The 26,693-nt window shown below is 72.4% G+C and carries 25 protein-coding genes; 9 read left to right on the forward strand and 16 right to left on the reverse strand.

The features are described from left to right. Window positions 1-104: 104 nt before the first annotated feature. The 5 genes from ACWGN5_RS09215 to ACWGN5_RS09235 all read right to left on the reverse strand — a co-directional run bounded on the left by ACWGN5_RS09215 (window position 105) and on the right by ACWGN5_RS09235 (window position 5,906). Entirely contained in the window at window positions 105-989 is an 885-nt protein-coding gene (locus ACWGN5_RS09215; protein WP_453512753.1) for a geranyl diphosphate 2-C-methyltransferase, read from the reverse strand. Between the two features lie 15 nt (window positions 990-1,004). Continuing rightward, complete coding sequence (locus ACWGN5_RS09220) at window positions 1,005-2,297, reverse strand: family 2 encapsulin nanocompartment cargo protein terpene cyclase (RefSeq protein WP_453512871.1); 1,293 nt, start codon at window positions 2,295-2,297, stop codon at window positions 1,005-1,007. A 479-nt stretch (window positions 2,298-2,776) separates the two neighbouring features. Then, window positions 2,777-4,189, reverse strand: a complete 1,413-nt coding sequence (locus ACWGN5_RS09225) for a family 2B encapsulin nanocompartment shell protein (RefSeq protein WP_453512756.1) — start codon at window positions 4,187-4,189, stop codon at window positions 2,777-2,779. A 386-nt stretch (window positions 4,190-4,575) separates the two neighbouring features. Further along, entirely contained in the window at window positions 4,576-4,920 is a 345-nt protein-coding gene (locus tag ACWGN5_RS09230; RefSeq protein ID WP_453512758.1) for a GNAT family N-acetyltransferase, read from the reverse strand. A gap of 62 nt (window positions 4,921-4,982) precedes the next feature. After that, entirely contained in the window at window positions 4,983-5,906 is a 924-nt protein-coding gene (locus ACWGN5_RS09235; RefSeq protein WP_453512760.1) for a pirin family protein, read from the reverse strand. Between the two features lie 118 nt (window positions 5,907-6,024). Between ACWGN5_RS09235 and ACWGN5_RS09240 the strand changes: the two genes are divergently transcribed. Continuing rightward, window positions 6,025-6,516 carry a carboxymuconolactone decarboxylase family protein gene (locus ACWGN5_RS09240; protein ID WP_453512762.1) on the forward strand — a complete coding sequence of 164 codons (492 nt, stop codon included), beginning with the start codon at window positions 6,025-6,027 and terminating at the stop codon, window positions 6,514-6,516. A 65-nt stretch (window positions 6,517-6,581) separates the two neighbouring features. Here ACWGN5_RS09240 and ACWGN5_RS09245 read toward each other — a convergent pair whose 3' ends face one another. The 4 genes from ACWGN5_RS09245 to ACWGN5_RS09260 form a co-directional block, all read right to left on the reverse strand. After that, entirely contained in the window at window positions 6,582-6,887 is a 306-nt protein-coding gene (locus tag ACWGN5_RS09245; protein ID WP_453512765.1) for a hypothetical protein, read from the reverse strand. A 214-nt stretch (window positions 6,888-7,101) separates the two neighbouring features. Beyond that, complete coding sequence (locus tag ACWGN5_RS09250) at window positions 7,102-9,279, reverse strand: hypothetical protein (RefSeq protein ID WP_453512767.1); 2,178 nt, start codon at window positions 9,277-9,279, stop codon at window positions 7,102-7,104. 67 nt (window positions 9,280-9,346) lie between these two features. Continuing rightward, window positions 9,347-10,141 carry a polysaccharide deacetylase family protein gene (locus ACWGN5_RS09255; protein WP_453512770.1) on the reverse strand — a complete coding sequence of 265 codons (795 nt, stop codon included), beginning with the start codon at window positions 10,139-10,141 and terminating at the stop codon, window positions 9,347-9,349. Between the two features lie 137 nt (window positions 10,142-10,278). Beyond that, window positions 10,279-10,845 (reverse strand): type 1 glutamine amidotransferase domain-containing protein, encoded by a 567-nt coding sequence (locus tag ACWGN5_RS09260; RefSeq protein ID WP_453512772.1) that lies wholly within the window; start codon window positions 10,843-10,845, stop codon window positions 10,279-10,281. 213 nt (window positions 10,846-11,058) lie between these two features. On the opposite strand from ACWGN5_RS09260, the gene ACWGN5_RS09265 reads away from it, so the two are divergent. Next, the gene (locus ACWGN5_RS09265) at window positions 11,059-11,214 is read left to right on the forward strand and encodes a hydrophobic protein (protein ID WP_384119388.1); all 156 of its coding nucleotides are present in this window, start codon (window positions 11,059-11,061) and stop codon (window positions 11,212-11,214) included. A gap of 145 nt (window positions 11,215-11,359) precedes the next feature. Here ACWGN5_RS09265 and ACWGN5_RS09270 read toward each other — a convergent pair whose 3' ends face one another. Next, entirely contained in the window at window positions 11,360-11,701 is a 342-nt protein-coding gene (locus ACWGN5_RS09270; protein ID WP_453512773.1) for a DUF3040 domain-containing protein, read from the reverse strand. Between the two features lie 187 nt (window positions 11,702-11,888). Between ACWGN5_RS09270 and ACWGN5_RS09275 the strand changes: the two genes are divergently transcribed. Further along, entirely contained in the window at window positions 11,889-12,839 is a 951-nt protein-coding gene (locus ACWGN5_RS09275; protein ID WP_453512776.1) for a SigB/SigF/SigG family RNA polymerase sigma factor, read from the forward strand. Window positions 12,840-12,841: 2 nt separating this feature from the next. Here the strand turns inward: ACWGN5_RS09275 and ACWGN5_RS09280 are convergent, their stop codons facing one another. Then, a complete protein-coding gene (locus ACWGN5_RS09280; RefSeq protein WP_453512779.1) occupies window positions 12,842-13,255 on the reverse strand; it encodes a hypothetical protein in 414 nt (137 codons plus the stop codon). 220 nt (window positions 13,256-13,475) lie between these two features. Here ACWGN5_RS09280 and ACWGN5_RS09285 point away from each other — a divergent pair, with 220 nt between their 5' ends. From ACWGN5_RS09285 to ACWGN5_RS09295, 3 genes are all read left to right on the forward strand, one after another. Next, window positions 13,476-13,808 carry an STAS domain-containing protein gene (locus ACWGN5_RS09285; RefSeq protein ID WP_453512781.1) on the forward strand — a complete coding sequence of 111 codons (333 nt, stop codon included), beginning with the start codon at window positions 13,476-13,478 and terminating at the stop codon, window positions 13,806-13,808. 71 nt (window positions 13,809-13,879) lie between these two features. Then, window positions 13,880-14,329: an ATP-binding protein gene (locus ACWGN5_RS09290; RefSeq protein ID WP_453512784.1), complete on the forward strand. Its 450-nt coding sequence runs from the start codon at window positions 13,880-13,882 to the stop codon at window positions 14,327-14,329. A 65-nt stretch (window positions 14,330-14,394) separates the two neighbouring features. Continuing rightward, window positions 14,395-17,355, forward strand: a complete 2,961-nt coding sequence (locus tag ACWGN5_RS09295) for a HAMP domain-containing protein (RefSeq protein ID WP_453512786.1) — start codon at window positions 14,395-14,397, stop codon at window positions 17,353-17,355. A gap of 16 nt (window positions 17,356-17,371) precedes the next feature. Here the strand turns inward: ACWGN5_RS09295 and ACWGN5_RS09300 are convergent, their stop codons facing one another. The 5 genes from ACWGN5_RS09300 to ACWGN5_RS09320 form a co-directional block, all read right to left on the reverse strand. After that, window positions 17,372-19,693, reverse strand: coding sequence for a SpoIIE family protein phosphatase (locus tag ACWGN5_RS09300; protein ID WP_453512789.1), 2,322 nt, complete (start codon window positions 19,691-19,693; stop codon window positions 17,372-17,374). Between the two features lie 106 nt (window positions 19,694-19,799). Continuing rightward, entirely contained in the window at window positions 19,800-20,717 is a 918-nt protein-coding gene (gene ku / locus ACWGN5_RS09305; protein WP_453512791.1) for a non-homologous end joining protein Ku, read from the reverse strand. A 17-nt stretch (window positions 20,718-20,734) separates the two neighbouring features. Further along, entirely contained in the window at window positions 20,735-20,956 is a 222-nt protein-coding gene (locus ACWGN5_RS09310; protein ID WP_453512793.1) for a hypothetical protein, read from the reverse strand. A gap of 6 nt (window positions 20,957-20,962) precedes the next feature. Then, window positions 20,963-21,226, reverse strand: a complete 264-nt coding sequence (locus tag ACWGN5_RS09315) for a DUF6213 family protein (protein ID WP_453512796.1) — start codon at window positions 21,224-21,226, stop codon at window positions 20,963-20,965. A gap of 37 nt (window positions 21,227-21,263) precedes the next feature. Continuing rightward, window positions 21,264-21,419: a hypothetical protein gene (locus ACWGN5_RS09320; RefSeq protein ID WP_453512798.1), complete on the reverse strand. Its 156-nt coding sequence runs from the start codon at window positions 21,417-21,419 to the stop codon at window positions 21,264-21,266. Window positions 21,420-21,636: 217 nt separating this feature from the next. On the opposite strand from ACWGN5_RS09320, the gene ACWGN5_RS09325 reads away from it, so the two are divergent. The 3 genes from ACWGN5_RS09325 (at window position 21,637) to katG (ending at window position 26,622) form a co-directional block, all read left to right on the forward strand. After that, window positions 21,637-22,275 (forward strand): endonuclease, encoded by a 639-nt coding sequence (locus tag ACWGN5_RS09325; RefSeq protein ID WP_453512800.1) that lies wholly within the window; start codon window positions 21,637-21,639, stop codon window positions 22,273-22,275. 108 nt (window positions 22,276-22,383) lie between these two features. Next, window positions 22,384-24,285 carry a transketolase gene (locus ACWGN5_RS09330; protein ID WP_453512803.1) on the forward strand — a complete coding sequence of 634 codons (1,902 nt, stop codon included), beginning with the start codon at window positions 22,384-22,386 and terminating at the stop codon, window positions 24,283-24,285. 150 nt (window positions 24,286-24,435) lie between these two features. Next, window positions 24,436-26,622, forward strand: a complete 2,187-nt coding sequence (katG, locus tag ACWGN5_RS09335) for a catalase/peroxidase HPI (protein WP_453512806.1) — start codon at window positions 24,436-24,438, stop codon at window positions 26,620-26,622. Window positions 26,623-26,693: the final 71 nt, after the last annotated feature.

Below are 26,693 nucleotides of genomic sequence, written 5' to 3' on the forward strand. Positions count from 1 at the left end.
GCCCCCGCGCCGCCCCGCCGCCCGCTCTGGGGCGGGGGGGGATTTGCGGGGGGGGGCGGGCGGGCGCGCCGCGCCCCCCGCCCCTCTTCCGTACCGCCGTCGGGTCAGACGCGGTCGGCGGCGATCAGGACGTACTGGAAGGAGCCGTCCTTGTACGACTCGATGAACGCCTCCTCGATGCCGGTGACCAGCGACGAGGTGGCCCGCAGCTCCCAGTAGGGCAGGGTGTCCGGCGTCAGGTCGATGACGGCCTGCGGGACGAGGCGGTTGTCGGCCATCGCCTTCAGGTACTCACGGCGCGAGTGGATGTTGCACTCGAAGTGCGCGTTGATCTGCGAGACCCACTTCGAGGGCTGGCCGTACTTCGGGTTCCAGCAGCCGGTGATGGTCACGTAACGGCCGCCGACCTTCAGGAACCGGGAGTGCTCGGCGAACAGGTCGTCCAGGTCGACGTACATGCTCGACTCGTTGTTCCACGAGCCGGCGATGCTGCCCTTCTCGAAGGGGGTGTCGAGCATGTTGCACACCTGGGCGTGGACATGGTCCTCGATGCCCAGCTCCTTGGCCCGCTGGTTGCCGAACTCGGCCTGCGTGGAGGAGAGGGTGACGCCCTCGACCTTGCAGCCGAAGCGCTGGTGGGCCATGACGCTCGAACCGCCGCGGCCGCAGCCCGCGTCGACGAGGGTGTCCTCGCGGCCGATCGCACCGAGGTGGTCCAGGAGGACCTCGGCCTGCGCCGACTCCAGGCGGTGCAGCTCGGTGATCAGCTTCTTCTCGTACTCGCTGTCCTCGACGTCCCCGAGGGCGGCGTGGTCGACGGCGCCGATGCCGTAGTGGTGGTGGTACAGCCCGTCGACGTCACCGAGGCGCAGGTTCACGGGCCTGGCCTCGGCGTTCCAGTAACGGGCGATGTCTCCCTGGTACGGCGTCGCCGGGCCGGGAACGAACGCGGACGTGCCGTTGATGGTGGGGAGCTCGGTGTTGGTCACAGATGGAATCCGTTCTTACCAGAAATCGGGCAGGCTGTAGCGGTACGTATTGGTCTGGTGCCAGTAGTGGTTGCCGTCGACCCACACGGCCACTCCCTTCAGGAAGCGGAGCACGCTCGGGACGGGGCAGAGGACGGCCAGTTCGGCGGACGCGGCCTCGAAGTCGCGCATCAGGTCGTTGTGGACCTCGACCGCCTTCAGGTACGCGTCCTTCTCGGAGAGGTTCTCCCGCTCGGCGAGCACCACGGGCAGGTTCATGTGCCGGCCGGGGCTGGCGAGTTCCTTGGTGTACGAGTACAGGTCGTTGACGATCGTGCTGGCGTTGCCGGCCAGCGCCAGGACCCGCTGCATCGCCGGCTGGGCGTGCAGGTCGGCGGGGAGCTCGTAGCCGCCGACGGTGTCGGTGATCGTGGGACACGGGCGGAAGTTGTTGAACTGCCGCATCGTGAGGTACTCCCAGACCTCCGGCACGTGGTTCGTCTCGTCCCACGCGGCCTCGGCGAGATAGCCCAGGTGCAGCCGGGCCATGTCGTGCCGGAACCGGTCGGCCTGGGCGGGCGTCGCCAGGCGGACGAAGTACTCCATGGCCGAGCGGTAGGAGCGCCGGGGCGCGTCCGCGTGCAGCGACTCCGCCCACACCGGCTGGTACTCGGCCGTCGTGTGCACCGGGTCGAGGGCGGTGTGCGCGAGGAGGAGCCGCCCGCCCAGGCCGATGGGCGAACCGCCGAGGTCCTCGCAGTAGCAGTCGTCGACGGCGTTCTCGGCGACCATCAGCCGGGCGGCGACCATGAGGTGCTCGATGGTCGGGGCGTCCGGGTGGCAGGCCACCATGTAGCGCCCGATGTGGAACCCGTCGAAGTCGCCCTCCCAGTCCTCGGGGTAGAGCTGGATCTCGTCGAGCGCCCACGACTTGATCCGGAGGCTGACCTCCTCGACCCGCACCGGGTCGGGCTCGGGCACCGGGTGCCAGTAGAGCCCCGGGATGATCAGGGCGTCAGCGGGCGCCGCGACGACCTCCGCCCGCGGAACCAGGGCCAGCCCGGCCGTCCCCAGCCCCTGGGGCCCCCGCGGCACCCACCCGGACTCGGCGTCGCCGCGCGGAAGGTCAGCGGTCGCCACGCCGGAAACCCCGGCGGGCACGCCGACCGAAAGCCCCGTGGCGGGCCCTGCGGGAACCCCGGCGGGCACCGCGCCGGAGACCCCGGCGAGGGCCGCGGCGGGGACGCCGCCGGACCCACCGGCAGCGGCCCCGGCGGGCACGCCGACCGGAAGCCCCGTGGCGGGCCCTGCGGGGGCGCCGACGGGCACCCCGGTGGGGATGTCGGCGGGGACTCCGGTGGAGATCCCGGCCGGCGGCCCGGCGGGCAGACCGGCCGAAGGCCCAGCGGAGAGACCGGTCGAAGGCCCCGCGGGCAGACCGCGCGAAGGCCCGGCAGGCAGACCGGTGGGAGGCCCGGTGGGCAGAGCGGCTGGAGGCCCGGTGGGGAGGTCGGTGGGGAGGTCGGCAGGGGTCCCCGCAGGGGTTCCGGGACCGGGCGGGGTCTCCCCGTGGGGAGTGGCGGGGGCGGCCGGGAACGACGGTACGGCGATGCCGTGGGCCGCCGCGTCCGCGAGGACCCGGGCGGTGAACGAGGCCGCGGCGCCGGGCAGGCTGGACTGCAGAGGGGAAAGCCCGGGATCGGGCATCCGTGACTCCTTGGAGAGAGGGGTGGGCCGTCCCGGATTCCGGGCACGCCGGCCCGGCCCGGATGGTCCGGGTGGTGATGGCCTGCGGAGAGGGCGCGGCCCTAGTCGCGCCTGCGCGCGATCTGGACGTTCTCCAGGACGCCGAGCGCGTTCGGGACCAGCACGGCGGCGGAGTAGTACGTCGTGACGAGGTACGACATGATCGCCTGCTCGCTGATGCCCATGAACCGCACGGACAGGCCCGGCTCGTACTCCTCGGGGAGACCGGTCTGGCGCAGACCGATGACGCCCTGGTTGTCCTCGCCGAGACGCATCGCGAGGATCGAGCTGGTGTTCTCCTTGCTGATGGGGATCTTGTTGCAGGGCAGGATCGGGACCCCGCGCCAGGCCGGCACCCGGTGGCCGTGGAGCTCGACGGTGTCCGGGTAGAGCCCGGCCCGGTTCCACTCGCGTCCGATCGCCGCGATCGTCTTGGGGTGGGCCAGGAAGAGCTTGGTGCTGCGGCGGCGGCAGAGCAGCTCGTCGAGGTCGTCCGGGGTGGGCGGACCGGAGTGCGGCTGGATCCGCTGCTTGAAGTCGGCGTTGGGGAGCAGGCCGAACTCCGGGTTGTTGATCAGCTCGTGCTCCTGGCGCTCACGCAGCGCCTCGATGGTGAGCCTGAGCTGCTCCTCCGTCTGGTTCATCGGCCCGTTGTAGAGGTCGGCGACCCGGGTGTGGACCTTGAGGACGGTCTGGGCGACGGAGAGTTCGTACTCGCGCGGCTTGAGCTCGTAGTCCACGAAGGCGCCGGGGATGTCGGCCTCGCCCTTGTGGCCGGCGGACATCGCGATCTCGGCCTCGCCGTACTTGTTCTGCCGCTGGTCCGGCAGCGAGCTGAAGTCCCGGATGTGAGCCTGGAGGCTCGGCGCCGAGGACAGGATGCTCGCGAAGTCGGCGCGGGAGAGGGTCAGCAGGGTGCCGGAGGTCTCGGCGGTGGCGGTGTAGTCCCAGCCGGCGTCGCCGTCGAGCAGGGCGTTCTCACCGAAGCGGTCGCCGTCGGCGAGCGTGGCGACGGCGACCTCGTCGCCGTACTTGCCGATGGAGGTCTGGCTGACGCGGCCGTGGGCGATCAGATGGATCTGGTCGGCGGGCCCACCGCGCTGGACGAGCACGTCACCGGCGCTGAAGTCGCGCTGGACGCACCGGTCGGCGAGGGCGTTCAGCACGTCGACGTCCTCGAAGCCGCGCAGCAGGGCGAGTTCGCCGAGTTCGCGGGGGATGACGCGGACGCGGGAGCCGTCCTGGACGAACTCGATGCGTCCGTCGCCGACCGTGTAGCTGAGTCGGCGGTTCACCCGGTAGGCGCCGCCCTTGGTCTCCACCCAGGGGAGCATCCGCAGCAGCCAGCGGGAGCTGATCTCCTGCATCTGCGGGGCGGACTTGGTCGTGGTGGCGAGGTTGCGGGCGGCCGCGGTGCTCAGACTGGACTGCCGGGGCGGCTCCAGCTGTACGTCCGGGCGGTCGTCAACGGTCATCGAGCGAGCTCTCTTTCGCAAAGGCGGCGATCGGCGCACGAGCACGCCGAAAGCCGGTGAAAGAAGATGAAGGGGGCGAAGATCCCGGAATCCGTCCGGATCTCGGTGAGGACAGTAACGGCCGCCGAGCCCGCCTCGCTCGAAGAGTCCGAGGGCATTACCTCCTTGCAGTGATCTTGCTCGAAACGATGTTTAACTCGATGACCAGCGTGGTTCCGGCCAACCGATCGAGAGTCGGCCAGCGACGCGCGGCGGGCCGCCGGTTCGGTCGCCCGTTCGGCCGCCGCGGCCCAGGGGGGCGCGCGGGCCCGGTCGCGCGCTCCTGGCCATACGGAGGAAGCGTTCGCCTCCGCGTGCGTCGTGTTGACGGGGGCGGGCCCCAGGGGTCAGCGCCGCAGCTGTCCGTCGAGCCATTCGAGGACCTCGGGCGTCACCGGGTCGGTGATGTCGGCGAACTCCTCGTGCTTCTTGAGGAACTTCGCCACGTACGGGCAGACGGGGACGATGCGCATCCCGGAGGCCCGGACGTCGGTGAGGGCCTGCTCGACGAGGATCGCGGCCAGGCCCTGGCCCGCGTGGGCGTCGTCGATCTCGGTGTGGAAGAAGACGCGCCGGTCGTCGCGGTCGCGGTAGGCGGTCAGCCCGGCGCGCTCGCCGTCGACGAGGATCTCGTACCGGTGGCGGGGGTCCACGCGCCGGACGACGGGGGCGGTGGCGGTCTGCTCGGTCATGGGACGTGCCTTTCGCGGGGAGATGGGGAGATGAGGGTTCGGAAGCGGTGGGCGGTCGCGCGTCAGCGGCGCGCGGGGTTCTTGCGGGGTGCGATCCGGGCGTTGGGCAGGGCGGGGGCGGGGAGGCGGTCGCCGGGGTAGCCCTCGACCTCGCCGAAGCGGTCGGAGGCCTTCTCCCACTCCTCGCGGGCCTCGACGATGTCCTCGTGGCTGCGGCCGATGAAGTTCCACCACATGACGATCTCCTCCTCGAACGGGGTTCCGCCCAACAGGACCGCGCGGGCGGGGGCGTCCGACTCGTTCGTCAGGGTCAGGGTGGCGGCGCCGGTGGGGGCGTACCCCAGTTCGGCCGCGCGCAGGAGCGTGCCGCCGAGGCGGACCTCACCGGTGTCGACGAGCAGGCCGTGTTCGAAGGCGGGGTCCACGGGGAGGGTGACGGTCGCGCCCGGGTCGACGAGGAGTTCGGCGCCGAGGAGCGGGGTGAAGGTGCGGACCGGGGAGGTCGAGCCGGCGAGCGAGCCGAGGAAGACCCGGAGGTCCGCCCCGTCGACGCGGACGGTCCCGGGGGCGTAGTGCTGGAAGTCGCGCGCGGTGTTCCGGTGCTCCTCGGGGAGGGCCACCCACAGCTGGACGCCGTGCAGGACGGTGGTGCGGGCGGTGGAGACCTCGGTGTGGCTGATGCCGTGGCCGCCCGTCATGAGGTTCAGTTCTCCGGGACGTACGTACGCGTGGCTGCCCAGGCTGTCGCGGTGCTCTATCTCGCCACTGAACAGCCAGCTCACGGTCTGCAGTCCGATGTGCGGGTGGGGCGCGACGTCCATGCCGCCGGACTCGGCGACGTCGTCGGGACCGTAGTGGTCGGCGAAGCACCAGGCCCCGATCAGCGTCCGGGCGCGCTGCGGGAGCGTACGCCGCACGGTCATGGCCCGCGGCCCGCCCAGCGGGACGTCCCGTGCGGTCAGGACCTCGATCCCCGTGATGCTCATTGCCGACCCCTCCATGGAAGTAGTTCCATTTTCAACAATCATGGATGATGATAGCTCTTGCGAGAGTGACACGCACGGTCGGCGGACGAGGCCATCGGGTCTCGGGAAGGAGCGCACGGTGAGCGACACGGCAGGAGCCCCTGCGGACGGGCGGGTCTACGTCGACAAGCGGAGCCCCAAGGCCTATCACGCCCTGGTCCAGACGGCCGAGGCCGTCCGCGCGACCGCCGCGGACGCGGGGCTCGACCGCCTCCTGGTGGAGCTCGTCAACCTCCGCGTGTCCCAGATCAACGGCTGCGCCTACTGCCTCGACGTGCACACCCGGGCCGCCCTGCGCGCCGGCGAGACGACCCGCCGCCTGGGCGTCCTCGCCGCCTGGCGCGACACCGCGCTCTTCACGGCCCGGGAGCGGGCGGCCCTGGCCCTCGCGGAGGCCACCACCGCCCCCGCCGACGCCCTCGCGCAGGAGCGCGCCTACGAGGAGGCCCGCCGGTCCCTGGACGAGGACGAGATCTCGGCGGTGATCTGGGTGGCGATCACCATCAACGCCTTCAACCGGGTCTCGATCCTCAGCAAGCACCCCGTACGGGAGACCTCCCCCACGGCCTGACACGACGAAGGTCCGGTGCCGTCGGGGCACCGGACCTTCACGTCGGGGAGGGTTCGTCGGATCGGTCAGACGGAGATCTCCGGGAGCACCCCGGTGACGGGCGCCGCCAGGTCGGTCAGCTGCCGGAGCTTGCCCAGTTCGTTCACCCGGCTGAGGCCGTTCAGCTGGCTCGCGATGCCGGGGAACTGCCCCCGGGACTCCTCGGGGATGCCGGTCATCGTCAGGGCGTCGAGCTCGCTGACCGGGTTCACCTTGGGTCCGAGCGGTCCGGTGGTGTCGGCGGCGGTCGCGGCGGACGCCGCGGAGGCGCCGAGACACGAGAAGGCGGCGGCGACGGCGAGGATCGAGGAGATGCGTCGTGTTGAGGTCACACCCTCACAACGGGCGCGCCTCCCGTGGGACACGGTCGGCCCGCGCTCTCACCGTTCTCACCGTCCGAACGGGGGGTCCCACCGCCGAGAAGAACGGCGCCCCATCGCCAGGAGGCGACAGGAAGAAGAAGCGGGCGAGGAAAGCGAGGAGGCTAGTTCAATTGGTTTTGAGAAGGAAGCCCCTTCATGGCCTCGCCCGGAATCACCGTAGCAGTCAGGCCGGGATCAGGTCGCGCAGGTTTTCGGGAGTGAGGACGCGCGAGCCCGGCGGCAGACCGGCGGGCCGGTCCAGACCGATGTACGTGACGGGTCCTTCGGGCAGCGTCGAGCCGTCCCACCAGGTCGTGGCGGTGGCGTCGGCGGCCATGAGGTCGGTGAGGTGGCGGACCGTCAGCGGGGTGCGGGCGAGCAGGCCGCGGAGCAGGAGCGCGACCGACACCCGGTTCTCCTCGACCCGGTTCTCCGACGGGTTGCCCCGCAGGTACACGTGCAGCCACCGCGCGCGCCAGCCGCCGTCCTCGCCCCGCTCGAAGGCGAGCGGCAGCGCGACCCGGCCGGGCCCGCGCAGATCGGACTTCGTCCGGACCGTGCGCGGCTCGAACGGGCGGCCCCGCTGCTCGGTCTCGCGCAGCATGTAGCCGAAGAACGACTCCTCGACCTGCTCGAAGCCCTCGCCGGAGTAGAGGTTCACCTGCGGGACGATGTAGCTGCCGCGGACCGCGCCGAGCCTCAGGTCGATGAACTCCGAGGCGCCGTCGGGCGCGTCCGTGACATCGCCGGAGTGCGCGCCCTCGACGGCGGTGAGGGCCGTGTACGAGAGCCAGGTGACGGTCGCGAAGTCCTCGTCCAGGACCAGCGCCGACAGGTCGTAGTCCGTGCTCTCCGCGGTCTGCTTCCAGTACGTGAAGAAGCGCAGCAGCTCGCCCTCGACGGGCGAGACGGAGCCGCGCGGCAGGACGCCGATCCCCGCCGCGGTCGCCCGGCCGCTGAGCGGGAGCGCCACGTCCAGGACGGCGGGGTCGACGAGCAGGTGCCCCGGGGCGGGGAGCCGGCGCCGGGTCTCGGCGTCGAGGACGGCGCACACGCGCGCGCGTACCGCGGGCGGCAGCGGCGGGCGGGTGTCGGCGGTGACCCAGGCGGCGCCGAGCCGGTTGACGAAGACCCGCCGCTCCCTCGCCTCCCCCGTGCGGTTCTGGACGTGCTCGCGGACGGAGAGCAGGACGCGGCCGGAGACCTCGGGGACGGCGCACTCGAACGCGGCGAGGACGTCGTCGAGTTCCTTCGGCCCGTCGGCCGCGCGCAGCAGCCGGTCCAGGGCGCGCAGCAGCATCCCGGGCGCGGACATCAGGAGTTCGGCCGCCCCGGTGACGTCGCCGCGGCCGAGGAGTTCCTCGACGCGGCTGGCGAGGGAGGGCGCCTTCCGCTCGCCCCGGGCGACGGCGAAGACCTCGGCGGCGCCCGGCCACCGGGGGTACTCGTACGGGTGCAGCCGCTCGCCGAGGCGCTTCCAGGCCTCGCGGTGCGCGGCGACGTCGGCGAGCTTCGCGGGCGCTCCGGCGACGACGGCGTCGAGGCCGCCGAGCAGGGCGCGGCGCACGGGCCGGGACAGCGCGCGGAACCGGGTCGGCTCGCGCAGCGCCACGTCTCCGTCGGAGAGGGCGCAGGCCAGGCGCAGGACGTCGGTGACGGTGTCCAGGAGGAGGTCCGCGCCGGCTTCGAGGCGGGCCCGGTTGACGACGGCGCGGTGCTCCCGGATCGGTATCGCCTCGGGCTGCGGCCCGTCGACCCCGTGCGCAGCGAGGAGCGCGAGGTCGCTCAGGTGCTCGTCGCCGAGCGGGGTGGTGCTTCCGGCCAGGGACAGATAGAGGGCGGTGGTCTCCTCGTCGAGGGAGCCGGCGGGGTGCAGGACCGTCAGCCGGTCGCCCGCCGCGGCGATCAGTTCGTCGTGGGCGGCGAGCATCTCCTCATACGTGTGGCGGTAGGTGCCGTACGAGGGGAGGGCGAGGAGATCGAGCACGCCGGTGCGCAGCCGCTCCAGGACCCCGGGTCGGGCGGTGTCGTCGTCGAGTGCCTCGGCGACGCAGCGCTTCCAGAAGTCGAGGGTGTCGGGCACGTTGGCCGGGAAGTCGATGAAGTACACGTTGTGCCGGACGTGGTCGCCGACGATCTCGCGCACGGTGCCGAGGGTGCGGGCGGCGAGGGCGACGACCGTCGCCTCCGGCAGCCGGCACAGCCCTCGGAGCAGTCCGGCCGACAGCTTGAACCCGACCGACATCAGGGCGGCGTCGAACCGCCGCGCGGCGACCTCGCCGTCTCCGCCCTCCGCGGGCGCTGCCGGGAGGGGGAGGCGAAGGGTGTGACGGACGACCAGACGTTCGAGAGCGGGGAGCATTCCGGCATGCTGTCATTCCCGCACGGCCCGCTGCATGCGGATATCGGGCCGTGGCGGGGCGACGGGGTCAGGGCCTGGTGCGGACGGGGAAGCTGAAGGTGTGTCCGTTCTCCTTGAGCCACGGAAGCACCTGCCGCAGGGCCGCGACGGTCTGGCTGCGGTCGCCGCCGCCGTCGTGGAAGAGGATCGTGGGCCCGTTGGACAGCTCGTTCTTGACGGTGTTGACGATCGAGGCCGTGCCCGGCTGCTCGAAGTCCTTCGTGTCCACGTTCCAGCCGAGCGGCCGCATCCCCGCGGCGGCGGCGAGCCGCCGGCTGTCCGGGGTGAACGCGCCGCCGGGCGCCCGGTAGTACTCGACCGTCGCTCCCCCGGCCGCGTCCTCGATCATCTTCTTCGCGTCGAAGATCTGCTGCTTCTGGTACGCGACGGACTTCTTGTCCATCGTCGTGTCGTGGCTCACGGTGTGGTCGCAGAGCTTGTGGCCCTCCGCGACGACCCGCTTGACGATGTCGGGGTGCTGCTTGGCCATCGGACCGACCATGCAGAACACGGCCTTGACGTCGTTCTGCTTGAGGATGTCGAGCATCACGGGCGTCCAGCGCGGGTCCGGGCCGTCGTCGATGGTGATGTTCACGGCCGATCCCCCCGCCTCGGCGGCGTGCGCGATGCTCTCGGGCACCTTCTGCGGCCGCACCTGGGCCGGCGGCTTCGCCTTCCCGTCGGGCGCCTGCGCGCTCGGCGCGCTCCCGTTCCGCGCGGCGGCCTCGTCGTCCATCAGCGCCGCGGCACCCCACACCGCGAGGCTCAGTCCCACTGCCGAAGCCACCACGGCTATGTGCGCGGTGTACTTGCCCTGCCCCATGGAATCCCCACTCCCCGTCGGTTCCGACCTTCTCCCTGGTGAGAGGACGGTACGAGGAGCGGGAAGGTTTCACCGAATCACGACCAATTGGCGGGACGGGGAGGGAGTGGGGAAGGGTGCGGTCCGCTGACCTCCGGTCAGCTTCCGGCGAGGGCACGGACGATCGCCGCCGCGAAGGCGTCGAGGTCACTCGGCCTGCGGGAGGTGATCAGGGTGTGCGGTCCTGAGGTGTCGACGACGACCTCGCGGTCCAGCCAGGTGCCTCCGGCGTTCTCCAGGTCGGCCCGGAGCGAGGGGTACGAGGTCAGTTCGCGGCCCCTGGCGAGCCCGCTGTCGACGAGGAGCCACGGTCCGTGGCAGATGGCGGCCACCGGTTTGCCGGCCTCGGCGAAGGCCGAGAGGAGGCGGCGCGCGTCGGCGTCGGTCCGCAGGCGGTCGGCGTTGAGAGTGCCGCCGGGCACGATCACGGCGTCGTACTCGTCCTCGTCCGCCTTCGCGAGGGTCGTGTCCGGCTGGACGTCCGCGCCGGGGCGGCGGTCGGAGACGAGGGTCCGTACGGTCTCGTCCTTCTGTGCGGCGACCGTCACCCGGGCTCCGTCCTCCCGCAGCGCGGCCACCGGCTTCCGCAGCTCGTCCTGCTCCGTCCCGTAGTTCGTGGTGAGCACGAGGACGTGCTGTCCGTGGAGCTTTCCGTCGGGCGACACGATGGGTCTCCTCTCCGGTGTCGCGGCCCCCACCACTTCTGCGCCTCACCCCGGACGGGCTCCGCAAACCTCGTGTTCCGCCCCGGATCGGCGTCCGGCCGGACGGCGCGCATGTTGTCCGCATGTTCTCCGGGGAAGGGGGCAACCGCGCTGATACCGAGTTCCCGAGCCGACACCGACCGGCCGGGCCCCGCAGGCAGCGGAGGTGCAGCCATGGTTCCCCTTCTTCTCGTACTCCTCGTGATCCTGATCCTGTTCGGCGCGGGATTCGCCGTCGAAGTCCTCTGGTACATCGCCATCGCCGTCCTGGTGCTGTGGCTGCTCGGCTTCCTGATGCGGAGCGGCAGCGGCCGCTGGTACCGCTGGTGACGCCGGCCCCAGAGTGTGCGTACCGCCGCCCCGGACGCTGTCCGGGGCGGCGGTCTGTCGTTCGGCGGTCTGTCGTTCGGCTGTCGGTTCCGACCTGGAGTGTTCCGGCTGTCGGTTCCGGCCTGGAGCCCGGTGGTCCGGTGGCTCAGTCCTTCTTCCGTGATTCCGCCGCCCGGCGCCGTGTCCATCGGACGACCCGGATCAGCGTCGCCACGAGGGTGAGCACCCACACGGCGGCGAACGCCCAGATGAACACCGGGGCCTCGGTGGCGACGGCGAGTACGAGCAGGGCCAGCGTCGTGGCACCGAGCACGGCGACACCGAGGGAGGGAAGGTGACGGCGGACTCCGGCGAGCGAGGGCACGGGCGGGCGCGGCACACGCCGCATCGTGCGCAGCCGGCGCGCGAGCGACTCGTCCCGGTCCAGTTCTTCCTCGATCTCCGCCAGAACGCGCCGCTCGTGTGCCGAGAGTCCGGCCTCGTCCATCGCGGACACCTCCTCCCGTTCCCCACGGCCGGCGCGAGCGCGCCGTGCACTCAGCAGCTTCCCCGGAGAACCGTGTCAAACCACACCAAGACGGGCATCCTTACTTCAGGACGCTCGCCCCGACGGACCCCCGCCACCGCCCTCGCGGCTGCGACGCAGGCCCCTCGCCCCCGTCGAAGGAGCCCTCATGTCCACCGCCGGAGACCGCTCCGACCTCTTCCCTCCCCCCACTTCCAGCACTTCCACCACGACCGTCGACCCCGGCCCGCACTCCGGGACCGGGAGGGGCACGTCACCCGCCGGGGCCGCGACGCGCCGCCGGGCGCTGGACGGGCTCCCCGAGCCGACCCGGCCCACCGCCGTCTCCACGGACGACGCCCGGACCCTGTCCGTGGCCATGTTCGCGCGACTGCGGGAGCTGGAGGAGGGGACGCCGGAGTACGCGTACGTCCGCAACACCCTGGTGGAGCTGAACCTGAGCCTGGTCAAGTTCGCGGCCCGGCGGTTCAGGAACCGCGCCGAGCCCGTCGAGGACATCGTCCAGGTCGGCACGATCGGCCTGATCAAGGCGATCAACCGCTTCGACCCGGACCGCGCCGTCGACTTCTCGGCGTTCGCCCTCCCGACGATCGTCGGCGAGATGAAGCGTTTCTTCCGGGACACCAGCTGGGCCGTCCGCGTGCCCCGCCGGCTCCAGGAGCTCCGGATCGACCTCGCGAAGGCCGCCGACGCCCTGGAGCAGACCCTCGGCCGCCGCCCCAGCCGGGCGGAGCTCGCCGCGGAGCTGCACCTCACCGAGGAGGAGGTCGCCGAGGGCCAGCTCGCGGCCCACGGCTACGCGGCCCGGTCCCTGGACGTCCCCGCCGGCGACGAGGACTCCGCCCCCGGTGCGGGCCCCCGGCACCTGGCCGACGCGGAACCCTCGTACGAACTCATCGAGTCGCTCACGGCGCTGCGGCCCCTGCTCGCCCGGCTCGACGACCGCGACCGGCGCATCCTGGAGCTCCGCTTCGGCGAGGAACTCACCCAGGCGGAGATAGGCGACCGGATCGGCCTCTCCCAGATGCACGTGTCCCGGCTGCTCACCCGCATCCTCGGCGACCTCAGGAACGGCCTCTTCCAGGACGGGGGCCCCTGACGTCACCCGGCGGTGGGCTCCGCCGGGGCCGCCTGGTGGACGAGGAGGAACCGGTGGTCCTCCCGGGCCAGGACCCGCCCCTCCGCGTCGAGGAACCGGCCCTCCGCCTCGTACGTCCCGCAGTTCGCCCGGCCGACGGGCAGCCGCTCGGGCGGCAGGTGGATCTCGTACGGCCCGCCCGCCCGGAATCCGCCGAGCGCGGTCCTTCGGGTGCTGATCACGTCCCCCGCGTACCGTCGGGTCTCCTCGAAGACCAGGCCCTCGATCCCTTCCGCCAGGCGGAAGCTGAGGGCGAGGCTGACCGTCGCCCCCTCCGGCAGTTCCACGGCCCCGGCCGCCCGCAGGTCCGGCGACGGTTCCCGGGCGCCCCGCTCGTCCGGGGCGAGAGCCACTTCCAGAAGTTCGAAAAGCACCATGACGGCCTCCTTCAGCCGGGCGGCTACCCCGGCCGACGGATCGGTAGACGCGCGGCTTCCACCGATCAGCATGTCAGAAACGGGCGAAACCGGGCAGAAGACTGATGAGGGCTTCCCGAACCACGGAGGCCCGGAGCGAGGTGCGAGGAGGCGGTGAGGCCCCATGGAGGCTGCGAGCCGGACAGGAACGCCCAGGGCTTCGCGGGCCGACCGTCTCAGCGTGGAGACCCGGCCCGGGCGGCGCCCCGGCACGGTCGTCCTGACGCTGGACGGAGAGCTCGACCACGACACGGCGGAACCTCTCCGGGACGCGCTGGAGACGAACTCCGGGGCCGGCCGTGTCGTCGTGGACTGCGCAGGACTGCGGTTCTGCGACTCGACCGGGCTGAACCTCCTCCTGAGGACCCGGCTGCGGCTGCTCTCCGCGGGCGGCCGCGTGGACCTCGCCGGGCTGCGTTCGCCGGTGGACCGCATCTTCGAGATCACCGGGGCGCTGAAGGTCTTCCGGGTGTACGAGGACGTGGACGCCGCGCTCGCCACCCCCGAGGCGTGACGGACACGGCGGGGTCTCCGGAAGACGCGCCCGCCACGGTTCGGAGGCCCTGGGGTGGGAAGGCGCAGCGCATGACCAGTCCGCGCATGCGGCCGACCACGTCTCGTACACGCCGGTACGAGCTGACGGACGGTGACGGGGTCGTGCGGGAGTGCCGCGAGCTGACGCGGCGCGCCCTGACCGACTGGTTCGGGGCCGCCGGGGATCCCGGGCAGACGGCCGTGGAGGACGCGCTGCTGCTGGTCTCCGAGGTGGTCACCAACGCGCTCACGCACGGTGGCGTCCCGTACGAGATGCGGCTCGACCGCTCCGAGGGGCGGCTGTGGGTGGAGGTCAGCGACACCAGCACGGTACGGCCCCGGCCCCACGGCCGGCACCGCGCGGGCCGTCCCTCCGGGCACGGCCTGTACCTCCTGGGACAGCTCGCGGCCTCCTGGGGCTGCGTCCCCCGCGAGAGCGGCAAGGCCGTCTGGTTCGAGGTCGAGGTGCCGGGCAGGCCCCGGGGCCCGGGACCGACCTAGAGTGGAATGGTGGCGCGGGGCCCGGACCCGTACGCCCACCACGATCGCCCCTGTGCGAGGTCCCCATGGCAGAGCGCGACCCCCACTCCGACGCGGCGCCGCAGGCGGAGCTCGGGGAGGACGGCCTCCGGCGGCTGCTCGCCGGCCTGACCGCCGTGCGGGACGGCGATCTCTCCGTGCGGCTCCCCGACACCGGCGGCGGCATCTTCGGCGAGATCGCCGGGGTCTACAACGACATGGTCGGCCAGCTCTCGCTCGTCACCTCCGAGGTCACCCGCGTCGCCGGCGAGGTCGGTGGGCAGGGGCTGCTCGGCGGCCGGATCCGTGAACCGGGCGCGCGCGGGGTGTGGCGGGAGCTGACGTCCAACGTCAACACGATGGCCGACAACCTCACCTCCCAGGTGCGGTCCATCGCCCAGGTCGCCACGGCCGTCGCCGGCGGCGACCTCACGCGGAAGATCCGGGTGGACGCGCGCGGGGAGATCCTGGAGCTGAAGGAGACCATCAACACGATGGTCGACCGGCTGTCCTCCTTCGCCGAGGAGGTCACCCGGGTCGCCCGCGAGGTCGGCACCGAGGGCAAACTCGGCGGCCAGGCCACCGTCCACGGCGTCTCCGGCACCTGGAAGGACCTCACGGACAACGTCAACTCCATGGCCGACAACCTCACCAACCAGGTGCGGAACATCGCCCAGGTCACCACGTCCGTCGCCCAGGGCGATCTGACCAGCCGGATCGACGTCTCGGCGCGCGGCGAGATCCTCGAACTGAAGACCACCATCAACACGATGGTCGACCAGCTGTCCTCCTTCGCCGCCGAGGTCACCCGCGTCGCCCGCGAGGTCGGCACGGAGGGCAAGCTCGGCGGCCAGGCCGAGGTCGAGGGCGTCTCCGGCACCTGGAAGCGGCTCACCGAGAACGTCAACGAACTCGCCGGGAACCTGACCCGCCAGGTCCGCGCCATCGCCGAGGTCACCAGCGCCGTCGCGGAGGGCGATCTGACCCGCTCGATCACGGTCGACGCGCCCGGCGAGGTCAGGGACCTGCGCGACAACATCAACTCGATGGTCGAGTCGCTGCGCGCCACGACCCGGGCGAACGAGGAACAGGACTGGCTGCAGACCAACCTCGCCCGGATCACCGGCCTGCTGCAGGGCACCCGGAGCCTGCCCCAGATCGCCGAACTGATCATGGCCGAGGTGCCGCCGCTGGTCGCCGCCCAGTACGGCGCCTTCTTCCTCGCCGAGGAGGGCGAGAAGGGCGTCGAGCTCGTCATGACCGCCTCGTACGGGTCCCCCGACGACCCGGACACGGCACCCCGTCGCTTCCGCGTCGGCCAGTCCCTGGTCGGGCAGTCCGCCCGCGACCGGCGCGCCCTCCTCGTCGAGCACGTGCCCGACGGGTACGCCACCATCGCCTCCGGGGTGGGCTCCGGTCGGCCGAGCATGCTGATCGTCCTGCCGATCGTGGTCGAGGAACAGGTCCTCGGTGCCGTCGAGTTCGCCTCCCTCCACCCCTTCACCCCGCTCCGGCGTGAGTTCCTCGACCGGTTCGTCGTCAGCGTGGGCGCCGTCCTCAGCTCCCTGGTCGCCAACCTCCGTACGGACGAACTCCTCGGGCAGTACCGGAAGCTCGCCGACGAACTCCGCTCCCGTTCCAAGGAGTTGCAGACCGGACAGCAGGAGCTCAGGCGCTCCAACGCCGAACTGCAGGAGAAGGCGGCGCTCCTGGCCCAGCGCAACAAGGACATCGAGTCCAAGAACCTGGTCATCGAGCAGGCCCGCCAGGAGCTGGAGGAGCGGGCCCAGCAGCTGTCCCGCACCTCCATGTACAAGTCCGAGTTCCTCGCCAACATGAGCCACGAGCTGCGGACCCCGCTCAACAGCCTGCTGATCCTGGCGCGGTTGCTCACCCAGAACGCCGAGGGGAACCTGACGCAGAAACAGATCGACTACGCCGAGGTCATCCACTCCGCAGGTTCCGACCTCCTCCAGCTGATCAACGACATCCTCGACCTGTCGAAGGTCGAGTCCGGCAAGATGGAGGTCCGGCACGACGTCTTCCCGCTGCGCCGGCTGATGGACGACCTGGAGTCCACGTTCGGTCCGGTCGCCGACGAACGGCACCTCGACTTCTCCGTCACGCTCGCCGACGGCGTGCCCGAGGAGTTCCGCGGCGACCAGGCGCGCATCCGCCAGATCCTGCGGAACCTGCTGTCCAACGCGCTGAAGTTCACCGACGAGGGCCGGGTGACCCTCACCGTCGAGTACGCCTCGCCCGAGGAGGCCCCGCAGGGCCTGGGCGCCGGGGGCCGGGTCCTCGCCTTCCGGGTCGCCGACACCGGCATCGGGATCCCCGTCGAGCAGCTGCACCACGTCTTCGAGGCCTTCCAGCAGGGCGACGGCACGGTCGCCCGCCGGTACGGGGGCACCGGTCTCGGTCTCTCCATCAGCCGGGAGGTGGCCGGGCTGCTCGGCGGGACGATCCAGGCGCAGAGCGTGCCCGGCGGCGGCAGCACCTTCACGTTCTACCTCCCCGTACCGCGGGCCGCGGAGACCCCGGCTCCCGGCGGCGGCCCCGTCGACGTGACCGTGCCGGACCTCGGCTCCTCCCCCGCCGGCCTGCCGGGCACGGCCCCCGGTCCGGACGGGATGGCGGGCCGGACGGTGCTTGTCGTGGACGACGACGCCCGCAACGTGTTCGCGCTGACCGAGGTCCTCGAAGGGCACGGGCTGCGCGTCCTCACCGCCGACGGCGGCCGGGCCGGTCTCGACCTGCTCGCCGCGCACGAGGAGATCGGGCTCGTCCTGATGGACGTCATGATGGCCGGGATGGACGGCTACACGGCCATCCAGGCCATCAGGGAGCTGCCCGGCCGCACCGGCCTCCCCGTCATCGCGGTCACCGCGAAGGCGATGCCAGGCGACCGGGCCGACGCCCTGGAGGCCGGCGCCGACGACTACGTCTCCAAGCCGGTCGACGAGGCCGAGCTGACCGCCAAGATCCGCGCCTGGCTGGCTCGTTGATCCGTGGCCCGGGGCGTCAGCCGTCCGGCGGCCGGCCCCTCACCCGTACGGCCACGAGGCTGGTGTCGTCGTCGGTGTCCCCGGCCGCCCTGCGGAGCAGCTCGTCGACCAGCGTGTCCGGCGCGTGGCCCGCGAGCCGCTCCGCCTCGGCGGCCAGCCGTGCCACGCCCTCGTCGAGGCCGTCGTGGCGGCGCTCGATCAGGCCGTCGGTGTACAGCAGCAGGGTGTCGCCCGGGCGCAGTCCGATCCGCTGCTCGTGGTAGACGTACGACGCCACGGCCCCGAGCAGGACGTCCTGCGGCGGTTCGAGGCGCTTCGCCCGGCCGCCCCTCAGCAGCAGCATCGGCAGGTGTCCCGCGCTCGACCAGAGCAGGCCGCCGTCCTCGGGGTCGTACAGCGCGCAGACGGCGGTGGCCGTGGTGCCGCCTCCGGTGCGCAGGGTCACGTCGTTGAGCCACTCCATGAGCCGTCGGGGCGAGTGGCCGGTGAAGGCGAGCGCCCGCTGGGCGTTGCGGAGGGCCACCATGCCCGTCACGGAGTCGATGCCGTGTCCCGCGATGTCGCCGACGGCCACGAGGACCTTGCCGTTCGGCAGGGCGAGCACGTCGTACCAGTCGCCGCCGACCCGGTACTCCTCCGCGGCCGGCCGGTACCGGGCGGCCACCATCAGGTTCCCGGGCATCTCCTGGAGCCCGGGCACCTCGGGCACGATCGCCTGCTGGAGCTGGAGCGCCATCTGGTGGCGCAGCTCCGCCTGGTCGTGGAGCGCGGTGAGGTGGTCGAAGGTCGCGGTCAGCGCGGCCTCGGTCCTGCGGCTGTCCGACACGTCCTGGTACACCCCGGCGAAGCCGGTGACGGTTCCGTCCGCGATGAGCGGCTCCGCCGCGACGCGCACATGGCGCACCGTCCTGTCCGGGAGCACGACCCGCAGGAAGGTCTGCCCGCCCGTCTGGCGCTCGGTCAGGTTCGTCAGCAGCTCGGACAGGGCCTCCCGGTCGTCCGGACGGATCCGCTCGCGCAGCTCCGTGAGCGGGACCGGTGGCTCGTCGGGGGCCACGCCGAAGATGGCGTACGCCTCGCCCGACCACACCGTCTCGCCGCCGGTCAGGCTGTCCTGGAACGGGGCCACGCTCTGCAGCCGCGCGACCGCGCGGGCCGCGGCGAGGCCGGTGGCACCGACGGTGTGCCACAGCAGCAGGGCGCGCTCCCCGCCGGCCGGCAGGACGCGTACGTCGATGAGGGGCGGCGGTTCTCCGGGTCCGGCCGCGACCGGGAGGCGGGCGGCCCGCTGGGTGCGCCCGGTGCCGAGGGCGCGGCGCGCCATGCGGGTCAGGTCGGCGTGGACGAGCGGGAAGGCGTGGGCGAGGGAGGACGCGCCCGCGACGGAGGCGCCGCCGAGCGCGGAGGCCGCTTCCTCGTTGAGGTGCTGCACGATCGGCGCCCCCGCCGGGCCGTGGCCGCTCCTCGTGTCGTGCAGGTCGAGCAGCATCGCCGGTTGCGCGAGGGAGTCGAGGACGTCGACGAGGACGGGGACGGAGGTCGGTGCCGGGTCGGCGGTGTCCAGGATCGTGCCCGCCACCTCCATGAGCCCGGTGAGGGCCCGCCGTACCGAGCGGTCGAGCACCGTGGGCTCCGGCCAGCCGACGAGCGCGAGACCGACCGTCCGGTCGCGTCGGTGGAGCGGGAGCAGGGCCCGGGCCGCGCGCTCCGTGGGTCCCGGCAGCGGTTCTCCGGGGGGCGGCCCGGTCTCCAGCCAGACCGGTGCGTCCTCGTCGAGCACGGAACGGAAGGGGCCCGGGGGGGCGGGGGGAATCCACTGCCAGGCCGCGGCCTCGGCGGCGCCCACTCCCGCGTACCCGGCGAGCCGCAGACAGTCGAGGTCGGCGCGTCTCCACAGCCAGAGGCTGTCCGCGCCGAGCGGGGCGAGGCCTTCCTCCAGGAGGGTGCGGGCCGCCGCGCGGAGCGTGTCCGCGGTCTCCGCCGCCACTGCCGTGCGGCGGGCCCTGCGGCTCTCGGCGGGACGCTCCTCGTGGGCGCCCCGGCTGTCCGCCGAGTCGTCCTCCGGGAGGAGGACGGTGTCTCCGGCGGCCGCGTTCACGATGTCCGCGGCGAGGTCCTCCACCGACAGGCCGGTCGCCCGTGCGAGGGCGTCGAGGTACTCGGTCGCCTCGGAGGGGGGCAGCCGCAGCTGCGCGGAGAGCGCTCCGGCGGCGAGGTCGAGCAGCCGGCGCCGGACGAGCTGCTCGCGCAGCCACCGGTTCTCGGCGGCGAGCGGGGCGTATCCGGGATCGGCCCGGGGCTCGTGCGGCGGCCCGGTGGATCGTGGAGAACCTCTCAAGACGACCTCCGATCCGCCTCACGCGGACGCGGGGAGCACGCGTTCGGATCCGCTCCGGATTTTACTCGCAGGGCGGGCCGCGCGGGCGGGTGCCGGGCGTCAGGGCTCAGGCCGCGAGGGCCTCGATGAGCTCGTCGCGCGTCATGCTGGACCGGCCTCGTATCCCGGCGTCCGCGGCCTTCTCGTACAGCTCGGACTTCGTGAGGTCGGCCAGGTCCCCCTCCGGCCCGGGCTCGTTCCCGGAGCCGCCGCGCGCGTGCTTCACGCTGGCGCGCAGGGCCTCCATGAGGTCGATGACGTTGGTGGCCTCGGCGGCCGGTTCGGCCTTCTCCACGGTCTCGCCGGACTGCTTGGCCTCGATCAGCTCGGCCACCTTCTCCTGATAGGTGTCCTGGTAGTCCTCGGGGTCCCAGTCGATCGCCATGGCCTCGATGAGCTGCTCGGCCGTCCTGCGTTCCTTCTCGGTGGTCCTCGGCCTGCCGGGGAGGTTGTCGATCTCCTCGGCGGGATCGCGGATCTCGTCGGCCCAGTGGAGGGTGTGGCAGGTCAGCAGCCCGTTCTCGGCCTTGACGGCGACGAGGTACTCGCGCTGTCGCATGACGAAGGTGGCGATGCCGGCCCGGTTCGCCCGGGCAAGGGTCTGTTCGAGCAGGCGGTAGATCTTGCCGTGCTCCTGGTCGACCGGGCCGAGGTAGTACGTCTTGTCGAAGAAGATCGGGTCGACCTCGTCGAGGTCGACGAAGCCGCTGATCTCCAGGGTCTTCGAGCGGCCTGGCGCGATGTCGTCGAGTTCGCCGGGCTCGACGAGCACGTACGCGTCCCCGGCGTCGAAGCCCTTCACGATGTCGTCGAGGCCGACCTCCTCGCCCGTGCGCTCGTTCACCCGGCGGTTGCGCACCCGGTCCGAGGTGCCGCGCTGGAGCTGGTGGAAGCGGATGGTGTGCCGGTCCGTGGCCGTGTAGAGCCCGACGGGCAGACTGACCAGACCGAACGCCAGATTTCCTCGCCACACCGGCCGTGCCATGGCCCTCACCGGTCCGTTCAGTCGGCCGGTTCGTCCGGCACGGGGTGCTCGGGGTGGATCGTGCCGTCACGGGGACGTCCCCTGGGGCCGGAGCCGGCCTCGTCGGTGTCCGGGGCCCTCGGGTCGCCGGCCTCCTCGGGAACGGGAACGGACAGCGGGTCCCCCGCGGCGGCCTGCTCGTCCTCGCGGTCCCGGGGCAGCGGCTCGTCGGGGCGTCGTGGGCTCTGCTGCTCGCTCATCTCCGATCACCTTCCTTCCGTCGCGTCGCCGGGGCCGTCCTCCCCGTCGCTGGGCGGCAGGAGGGCGATGCACTCGGCGTCGATCCGGTCCGCGACCTCCGTGAGCGAGCCGACCAGGGCCTCGACGGTCTCCGGTTCGAGGCCGGAGTCGCGGTCGTCGGCGGAGTCCAGCCAGCGGGTCGCGAGCCGCCGCAGGAGCAGGGTCACCTCGTCGGCCGGGAGCAGGAGAGGGCCTCCGGGGACGTGCACGAGGGACATCGACGCGTTCATGTGATCCGACCTCCGCGGGTACGGGACGGGGCGTCCGTCAGTGGGCGGTGTCCGTCGCCCCGGGCACGTCGTACACGCCCACCACGTTCAGGGTCGCACCGGTCTGCCGGACCGCCCACCGCGGCGCCGCGTACGACGAGGGGGAGCCGTCGACACCCACGACCACACGGGGGCCGGCGTCGCTGAAGTCCATGATCGTGCCCCTTCTCGCTCGTGTGACCGACCGGGCCCGGGGAGGCGGACGGGGCGGGTGTCCCGTCCTCTCCTCCCCGACGACTACCCGTCGACTACCCGGCACCGCGCGCCGTACGCGTGGGTCCCGGATCGTGCGGGTAGCCGGGCCGACGGAGGGGCGGGCGAGCGGGAGAGGGTTCAGGCTGGAAGTGGACGGGCCGGCGAAGGAGGAGCCGATGGACGCCGACCGGGCGATCGCGCGGCTGCTGCGCGAGCACGGACGGACCTACGCCGACGAGGCCGGGATCACCCTGCGGGACAAGCCCGCCCCGCTGTATCAGCTCCTCGTCCTCACGGTCCTCTGCTCGATCCGGATCAGGGCCTCGACCGCCACCGCCGCCGCCCGCGCACTGTTCGCCGCCGGCCTGCGGACCCCCCGCGCCATGGCCGACGCCACCTGGCAGGCGCGCGTGGACGCGCTCGGCCGGGCGCACTACGTCCGGTACGACGAGAGCACGGCCACCGCCCTGGGCGAGGGCGCGACGCTGGTCCTCGACCGCTACCACGGCGACCTGCGACGCCTGCGGGAGGAGGCCTCCGGCGAGCCGGAGAGGCTCCGCGACCTGCTGCGGGAGGTGCCCAGGATCGGCCCGGTGGGCGCCGGCATCTTCTGCCGCGAGGCGCAGGCCGTCTGGCCCGAGCTGCGCCCGTACTTCGACGAGCGCGCCCTCTCGACCGCCGCCGGCCTCGACCTGCCGCACACCCCGGCGGGCCTCGCCCGCCATGTCCCGCCGAACGACCTGGCGCGGCTTGCGGCCGCCCTGGTCCGCGCCGGGCTGGAGGGGGAGACGGCGGAGGAGCTCCGGGCGGCGTGAGGCCCGGGCGCGGCACGAACGGAGCCGGTCGACGGTACTAAAAGGAGCCGGTCGAAGCGCGGCACGAACGGAGCCGGTCACAACGACTCGGTCAGAAAGGACGCGGTCATGACCGCAGCACCCACCACCCCCACCACCACGCTCGGCCCCGACAGCGACCTCTCCGAGGTCTTCGAGCTCGCCCAGCAGCTGCGGGTGGACTCGGTGCGCGCCAGCACGGCCGCGGGCTCAGGGCACCCCACCTCCAGTCTGTCGGCGGCCGATCTGATGGCGGTCCTGATGGCCCGCCATCTCCGCTACGACTGGTCGGCGCCCGACGACCCGGCCGCCGACCACCTCGTCTTCTCCAAGGGGCACGCATCACCCCTGCTGTACGCGATGTTCAAGGCCGCCGGGGCGATCGGCGACGACGAGCTGATGACGACGTACCGCCGCTTCGGCCACCGTCTGCAGGGGCATCCCACCCCCGAGCTGCCCTGGGTGGACGTGGCCACCGGCTCCCTCGGCCAGGGCATCGGCTACGCCGTCGGGATCGCGCTCGCGGTCCGTGAGCTGGAGCGGCGGTCCTGCCGGGTGTGGGTGCTGTGCGGCGACAGCGAGACGGCCGAGGGTTCCGTGTGGGAGGCCCTCGACAAGGCCGGGCACCACCGGCTCGCCAACCTGACCGTCCTGCTGGACGTGAACCGCCTCGGCCAGAGCGGCCCCACGGAGCTGGAGTGGGACACCGAGGCGTACGCCCGCCGTGTCGAGGCCTTCGGCTGCCGGGCGATCGTGGTCGACGGCCACGACCTCGCAGCGATCGACCTGGCGCTCACGACGGCCGCCGACGGACGGGAGCCCACCGTCGTCATCGCGAGGACCGTCAAGGGCCGTGGCGTGGCGGAGGTCGCCGACAAGGAGGGGTGGCACGGCAAGGCGCTGCCCGAGGACCTGGCCGAACGCGCCGTCGCCGAACTCGGCGGCGTACGGGACCTGCGGGTGCGCGGCCCGCGACCGCCCGAGGAAGAGACCCCCCGCCCCGGAGCCGGGCAGCACGGGCCGGTCGAGGTGCCCCGTTACGAGGTCGGCGACGAGGTCGCCACCCGGGTGGCCTTCGGTGCCGCGCTGGCCGCGGTCGGCGCCCGGCCCGAGATCGTCGCCCTGGACGCCGAGGTCGGGAACTCGACCCACGCCGAGGACTTCGGCAAGGCCCATCCGGAGCGGTACTTCCAGACGTACATCGCCGAGCAGCAGATGATCGCGGACGCGGTCGGCATGGCGGTGCGCGGCTTCCGTCCGTACGCCACGACCTTCGCCGCCTTCCTCACGCGCGCGCACGACTTCGTCCGCATGGCGGCCGTCTCGCGGATCTCGCTGGCCCTGTGCGGGACGCACTGCGGGGTCGAGATCGGCGCGGACGGCCCTTCGCAGATGGGTCTGGAGGACCTCGCCATGATGCGGGCGGTCCTCGGGTCCACGGTGCTGTACCCCTCCGACGCCACCTCGGCGGCCGCGCTGACCGCGGCCATGGCCGATCTGGACGGGATCTCGTACCTGCGTGCCACCCGCGGGGCGTACCCGGTCCTCTACGACGGTGACGAGACGTTCCCCGTCGGCGGGTCGAAGACCCTGCACCAGAGCCCGGACGACCGGGTCACGCTCGTCGGCGCCGGTGTCACCCTGCACGAGTGCCTGGCGGCCGCCGAGGAGCTGGCCGACGAGGGCGTACGGGCCCGGGTCGTCGACCTGTACTCGGTCAAGCCCGTCGACGTGGGCACGCTCAGGCGCGCGGCCCTGGAGACCGGCGCCGTCCTCGTCGTCGAGGACCACCATCCGGAGGGCGGGCTCGGCGAGGCCGTCCTTTCGGCGCTCGCGGCGGACGCCGGGCGGCCCGCCTTCCCCCATCTCAGCTTCGGCCATCTCGCCGTCACGGAGCTGCCCGGCTCCGGCACCACCGAGGAACTCCTCGACGCGTGCGGCATCTCCCGTACCCACATCGCCCGGGCCGCCCGGGCACTGGTCGTACGGTAGGCGCCCGTCGGACCGCTCACCGGAAAGTCCTTCCTTCTGATCATTTCCGCAGGTTCGCGGGGCTCTGCGTGTTATCGCCCCCGCGCGGTCCGCCGTGCGCGAGCATGACGGACGCCGAAACCGTCAGGAAAGAACGGAAGAAGGACCCACGTGCCCGGCAGTGACAGCGAGAACCCGGCGATCGCCTCCCCCACCCCCACCGAGACCCGGCCCAAGACCAACACGGACTGGTGGCCGAACCAGCTGGACCTCCAGGTCCTGCACCAGCATTCGCCCCTCTCCGATCCGATGGGCGAGGAGTTCGACTACGCGAAGGAGTTCGCCGGCCTCGACGTCGACGCGCTGAAGCGGGACGTCTTCGCCGTGATGACGGACTCCCAGGACTGGTGGCCCGCCGACTACGGCCACTACGGGCCCCTGTTCATCCGGATGAGCTGGCACGCGGCGGGCACGTACCGCATCGCGGACGGCCGGGGCGGCGGCGGCCGCGGCGCCCAGCGCTTCGCCCCGCTCAACAGCTGGCCCGACAACGCGAGCCTCGACAAGGCGCGCCGGCTGCTCTGGCCGGTCAAGCAGAAGTACGGGCAGAAGATCTCCTGGGCCGATCTGCTGGTCTTCGCCGGCAACTGCGCCATGGAGTCCATGGGGTTCAAGACCTTCGGCTTCGGCTTCGGGCGTCCGGACATCTGGGAGCCCGAGGAGATCTACTGGGGCCCCGAGGACACCTGGCTCGGTGACGAGCGCTACAGCGGCGACCGGCAGCTCACCGGCCCCTTCGGCGCCGTGCAGATGGGCCTGATCTACGTCAACCCGGAGGGCCCGAACGGCAATCCGGATCCGGTGGCCGCCGCCCGGGACATCCGCGAGACGTTCGGACGCATGGCGATGAACGACGAGGAGACCGTCGCGCTCATCGTCGGCGGCCACACCTTCGGCAAGTGCCACGGCGCGGTCGATCCGGAGTACATCGGCCCGGAGCCCGAGGCCGCCCCCATGGAGCAGCAGGCCCTCGGCTGGCGGAACGCGTACGGCAGCGGCAAGGGCGCCGACACGCTCACCAGCGGGCTCGAAGGGGCGTGGACCACCGAGCCGACCAAGTGGGACAACGGCTATCTGGACAATCTGTTCCGGTACGAGTGGGAGCTGACGACCAGCCCGGCGGGCGCCCAGCAGTGGACGCCCAAGGACGCGTCCGCGAAGGACACCGTGCCCGACGCGCACGACCCGTCCAAGCGGCACGCCCCGATGATGCTCACGACGGACCTGTCGCTGCGGATGGACCCGGTCTACGCGCCGATCGCGAAGCGCTTCCACGAGAACCCGGACCAGCTCGCGGACGCGTTCGCCAGGGCCTGGTACAAGCTGCTGCACCGCGACATGGGCCCCCTCTCGCGCTACCTCGGCCCGTGGATCCCCGAGCCGCAGCTCTGGCAGGACCCCGTGCCCGCGGTCGACCACGCGCTCGTCGGCGAGTCGGACATCACGGCCCTCAAGGCCCGGATCCTCGACTCGGGCCTCTCCGTCTCCCAGCTCGTCACCACCGCCTGGGCGTCGGCCGCGAGCTTCCGCGGCACCGACAAGCGCGGCGGCGCCAACGGGGCGCGGATCCGGCTCGCCCCGCAGAAGGACTGGGAGGTCAACGACCTGCCCGAGGTGGCGCGGACGATCGAGACCCTCGAAGGGATCCGCGAGGACTTCAACGGCTCCGGCGGCGGGACGAGGATCTCGCTCGCCGACCTGATCGTCCTCGGCGGGTGCGCGGCCGTCGAGCGGGCCGCGAAGAACGCCGGGATCGACCTCACGGTCCCGTTCGCGCCGGGGCGCACGGACGCCTCGCAGGAGCAGACCGACGTGCAGTCCTTCGCGGTGCTCGAACCCCGGGCGGACGGCTTCCGCAACTACCTCCGGGCGGGCGAGAAGCTGTCGCCGGAGACCCTCCTCCTCGACCGCGCCAACCTGCTGACGCTGACCGCGCCCGAGATGACGGCGCTCGTCGGCGGCATGCGGGTGCTGGGCACCGGGTTCGGGCGGACGAAGCACAGGGCCTTCACGGACCGGCCGGAGTCGCTCACCAACGACTTCTTCACCGGGCTCCTCGACATGGGCACGGAGTGGAAGGCGTCGACGTCCGACGCGAACGTCTTCGAGGGCCGCGACCGCGCCACGGGCGAGGTGCGGTGGACCGCCACCCCCGTCGACCTCGTCTTCGGCTCGCACTCCCAGCTGCGGGCCCTCGCCGAGGTGTACGCGTCGGCCGACGCGGGCGAGAAGTTCGCGCGGGACTTCGTGTTCGCGTGGGACAAGGTGATGAACCTCGACCGGTTCGACCTGCGCTGAGGACGACGAGGGGCCGGCCGATCCGCACGGCCGGCCCCTCGGGCTCCCTAGCCTGGTGGTGTCGACACCAG

This window comes from Streptomyces sp. NPDC055815, from assembly GCF_053616475.1.

What these genes read in the sequence shown, in the direction of transcription:
- ACWGN5_RS09290 (WP_453512784.1), top strand. Translation starts at nt 13,880, where the DNA reads ATGACCAGTCCGCGCATGCGGCCGACCACGTCTCGTACACGCCGGTAC.
- ACWGN5_RS09325 (WP_453512800.1), top strand. Translation starts at nt 21,637, where the DNA reads ATGGACGCCGACCGGGCGATCGCGCGGCTGCTGCGCGAGCACGGACGG.
- ACWGN5_RS09280 (WP_453512779.1), bottom strand. Translation starts at nt 13,255, where the DNA reads ATGGTGCTTTTCGAACTTCTGGAAGTGGCTCTCGCCCCGGACGAGCGG.
- ku (WP_453512791.1), bottom strand. Translation starts at nt 20,717, where the DNA reads ATGGCACGGCCGGTGTGGCGAGGAAATCTGGCGTTCGGTCTGGTCAGT.
- ACWGN5_RS09265 (WP_384119388.1), top strand. Translation starts at nt 11,059, where the DNA reads ATGGTTCCCCTTCTTCTCGTACTCCTCGTGATCCTGATCCTGTTCGGC.
- ACWGN5_RS09320 (WP_453512798.1), bottom strand. Translation starts at nt 21,419, where the DNA reads ATGGACTTCAGCGACGCCGGCCCCCGTGTGGTCGTGGGTGTCGACGGC.
- ACWGN5_RS09275 (WP_453512776.1), top strand. Translation starts at nt 11,889, where the DNA reads ATGTCCACCGCCGGAGACCGCTCCGACCTCTTCCCTCCCCCCACTTCC.
- ACWGN5_RS09230 (WP_453512758.1), bottom strand. Translation starts at nt 4,920, where the DNA reads ATGACCGAGCAGACCGCCACCGCCCCCGTCGTCCGGCGCGTGGACCCC.
- ACWGN5_RS09295 (WP_453512786.1), top strand. Translation starts at nt 14,395, where the DNA reads ATGGCAGAGCGCGACCCCCACTCCGACGCGGCGCCGCAGGCGGAGCTC.
- ACWGN5_RS09255 (WP_453512770.1), bottom strand. Translation starts at nt 10,141, where the DNA reads ATGGGGCAGGGCAAGTACACCGCGCACATAGCCGTGGTGGCTTCGGCA.
- ACWGN5_RS09250 (WP_453512767.1), bottom strand. Translation starts at nt 9,279, where the DNA reads ATGCTCCCCGCTCTCGAACGTCTGGTCGTCCGTCACACCCTTCGCCTC.
- ACWGN5_RS09235 (WP_453512760.1), bottom strand. Translation starts at nt 5,906, where the DNA reads ATGAGCATCACGGGGATCGAGGTCCTGACCGCACGGGACGTCCCGCTG.
- ACWGN5_RS09310 (WP_453512793.1), bottom strand. Translation starts at nt 20,956, where the DNA reads ATGAGCGAGCAGCAGAGCCCACGACGCCCCGACGAGCCGCTGCCCCGG.
- ACWGN5_RS09315 (WP_453512796.1), bottom strand. Translation starts at nt 21,226, where the DNA reads ATGAACGCGTCGATGTCCCTCGTGCACGTCCCCGGAGGCCCTCTCCTG.
- ACWGN5_RS09330 (WP_453512803.1), top strand. Translation starts at nt 22,384, where the DNA reads ATGACCGCAGCACCCACCACCCCCACCACCACGCTCGGCCCCGACAGC.
- ACWGN5_RS09270 (WP_453512773.1), bottom strand. Translation starts at nt 11,701, where the DNA reads ATGGACGAGGCCGGACTCTCGGCACACGAGCGGCGCGTTCTGGCGGAG.
- ACWGN5_RS09225 (WP_453512756.1), bottom strand. Translation starts at nt 4,189, where the DNA reads ATGACCGTTGACGACCGCCCGGACGTACAGCTGGAGCCGCCCCGGCAG.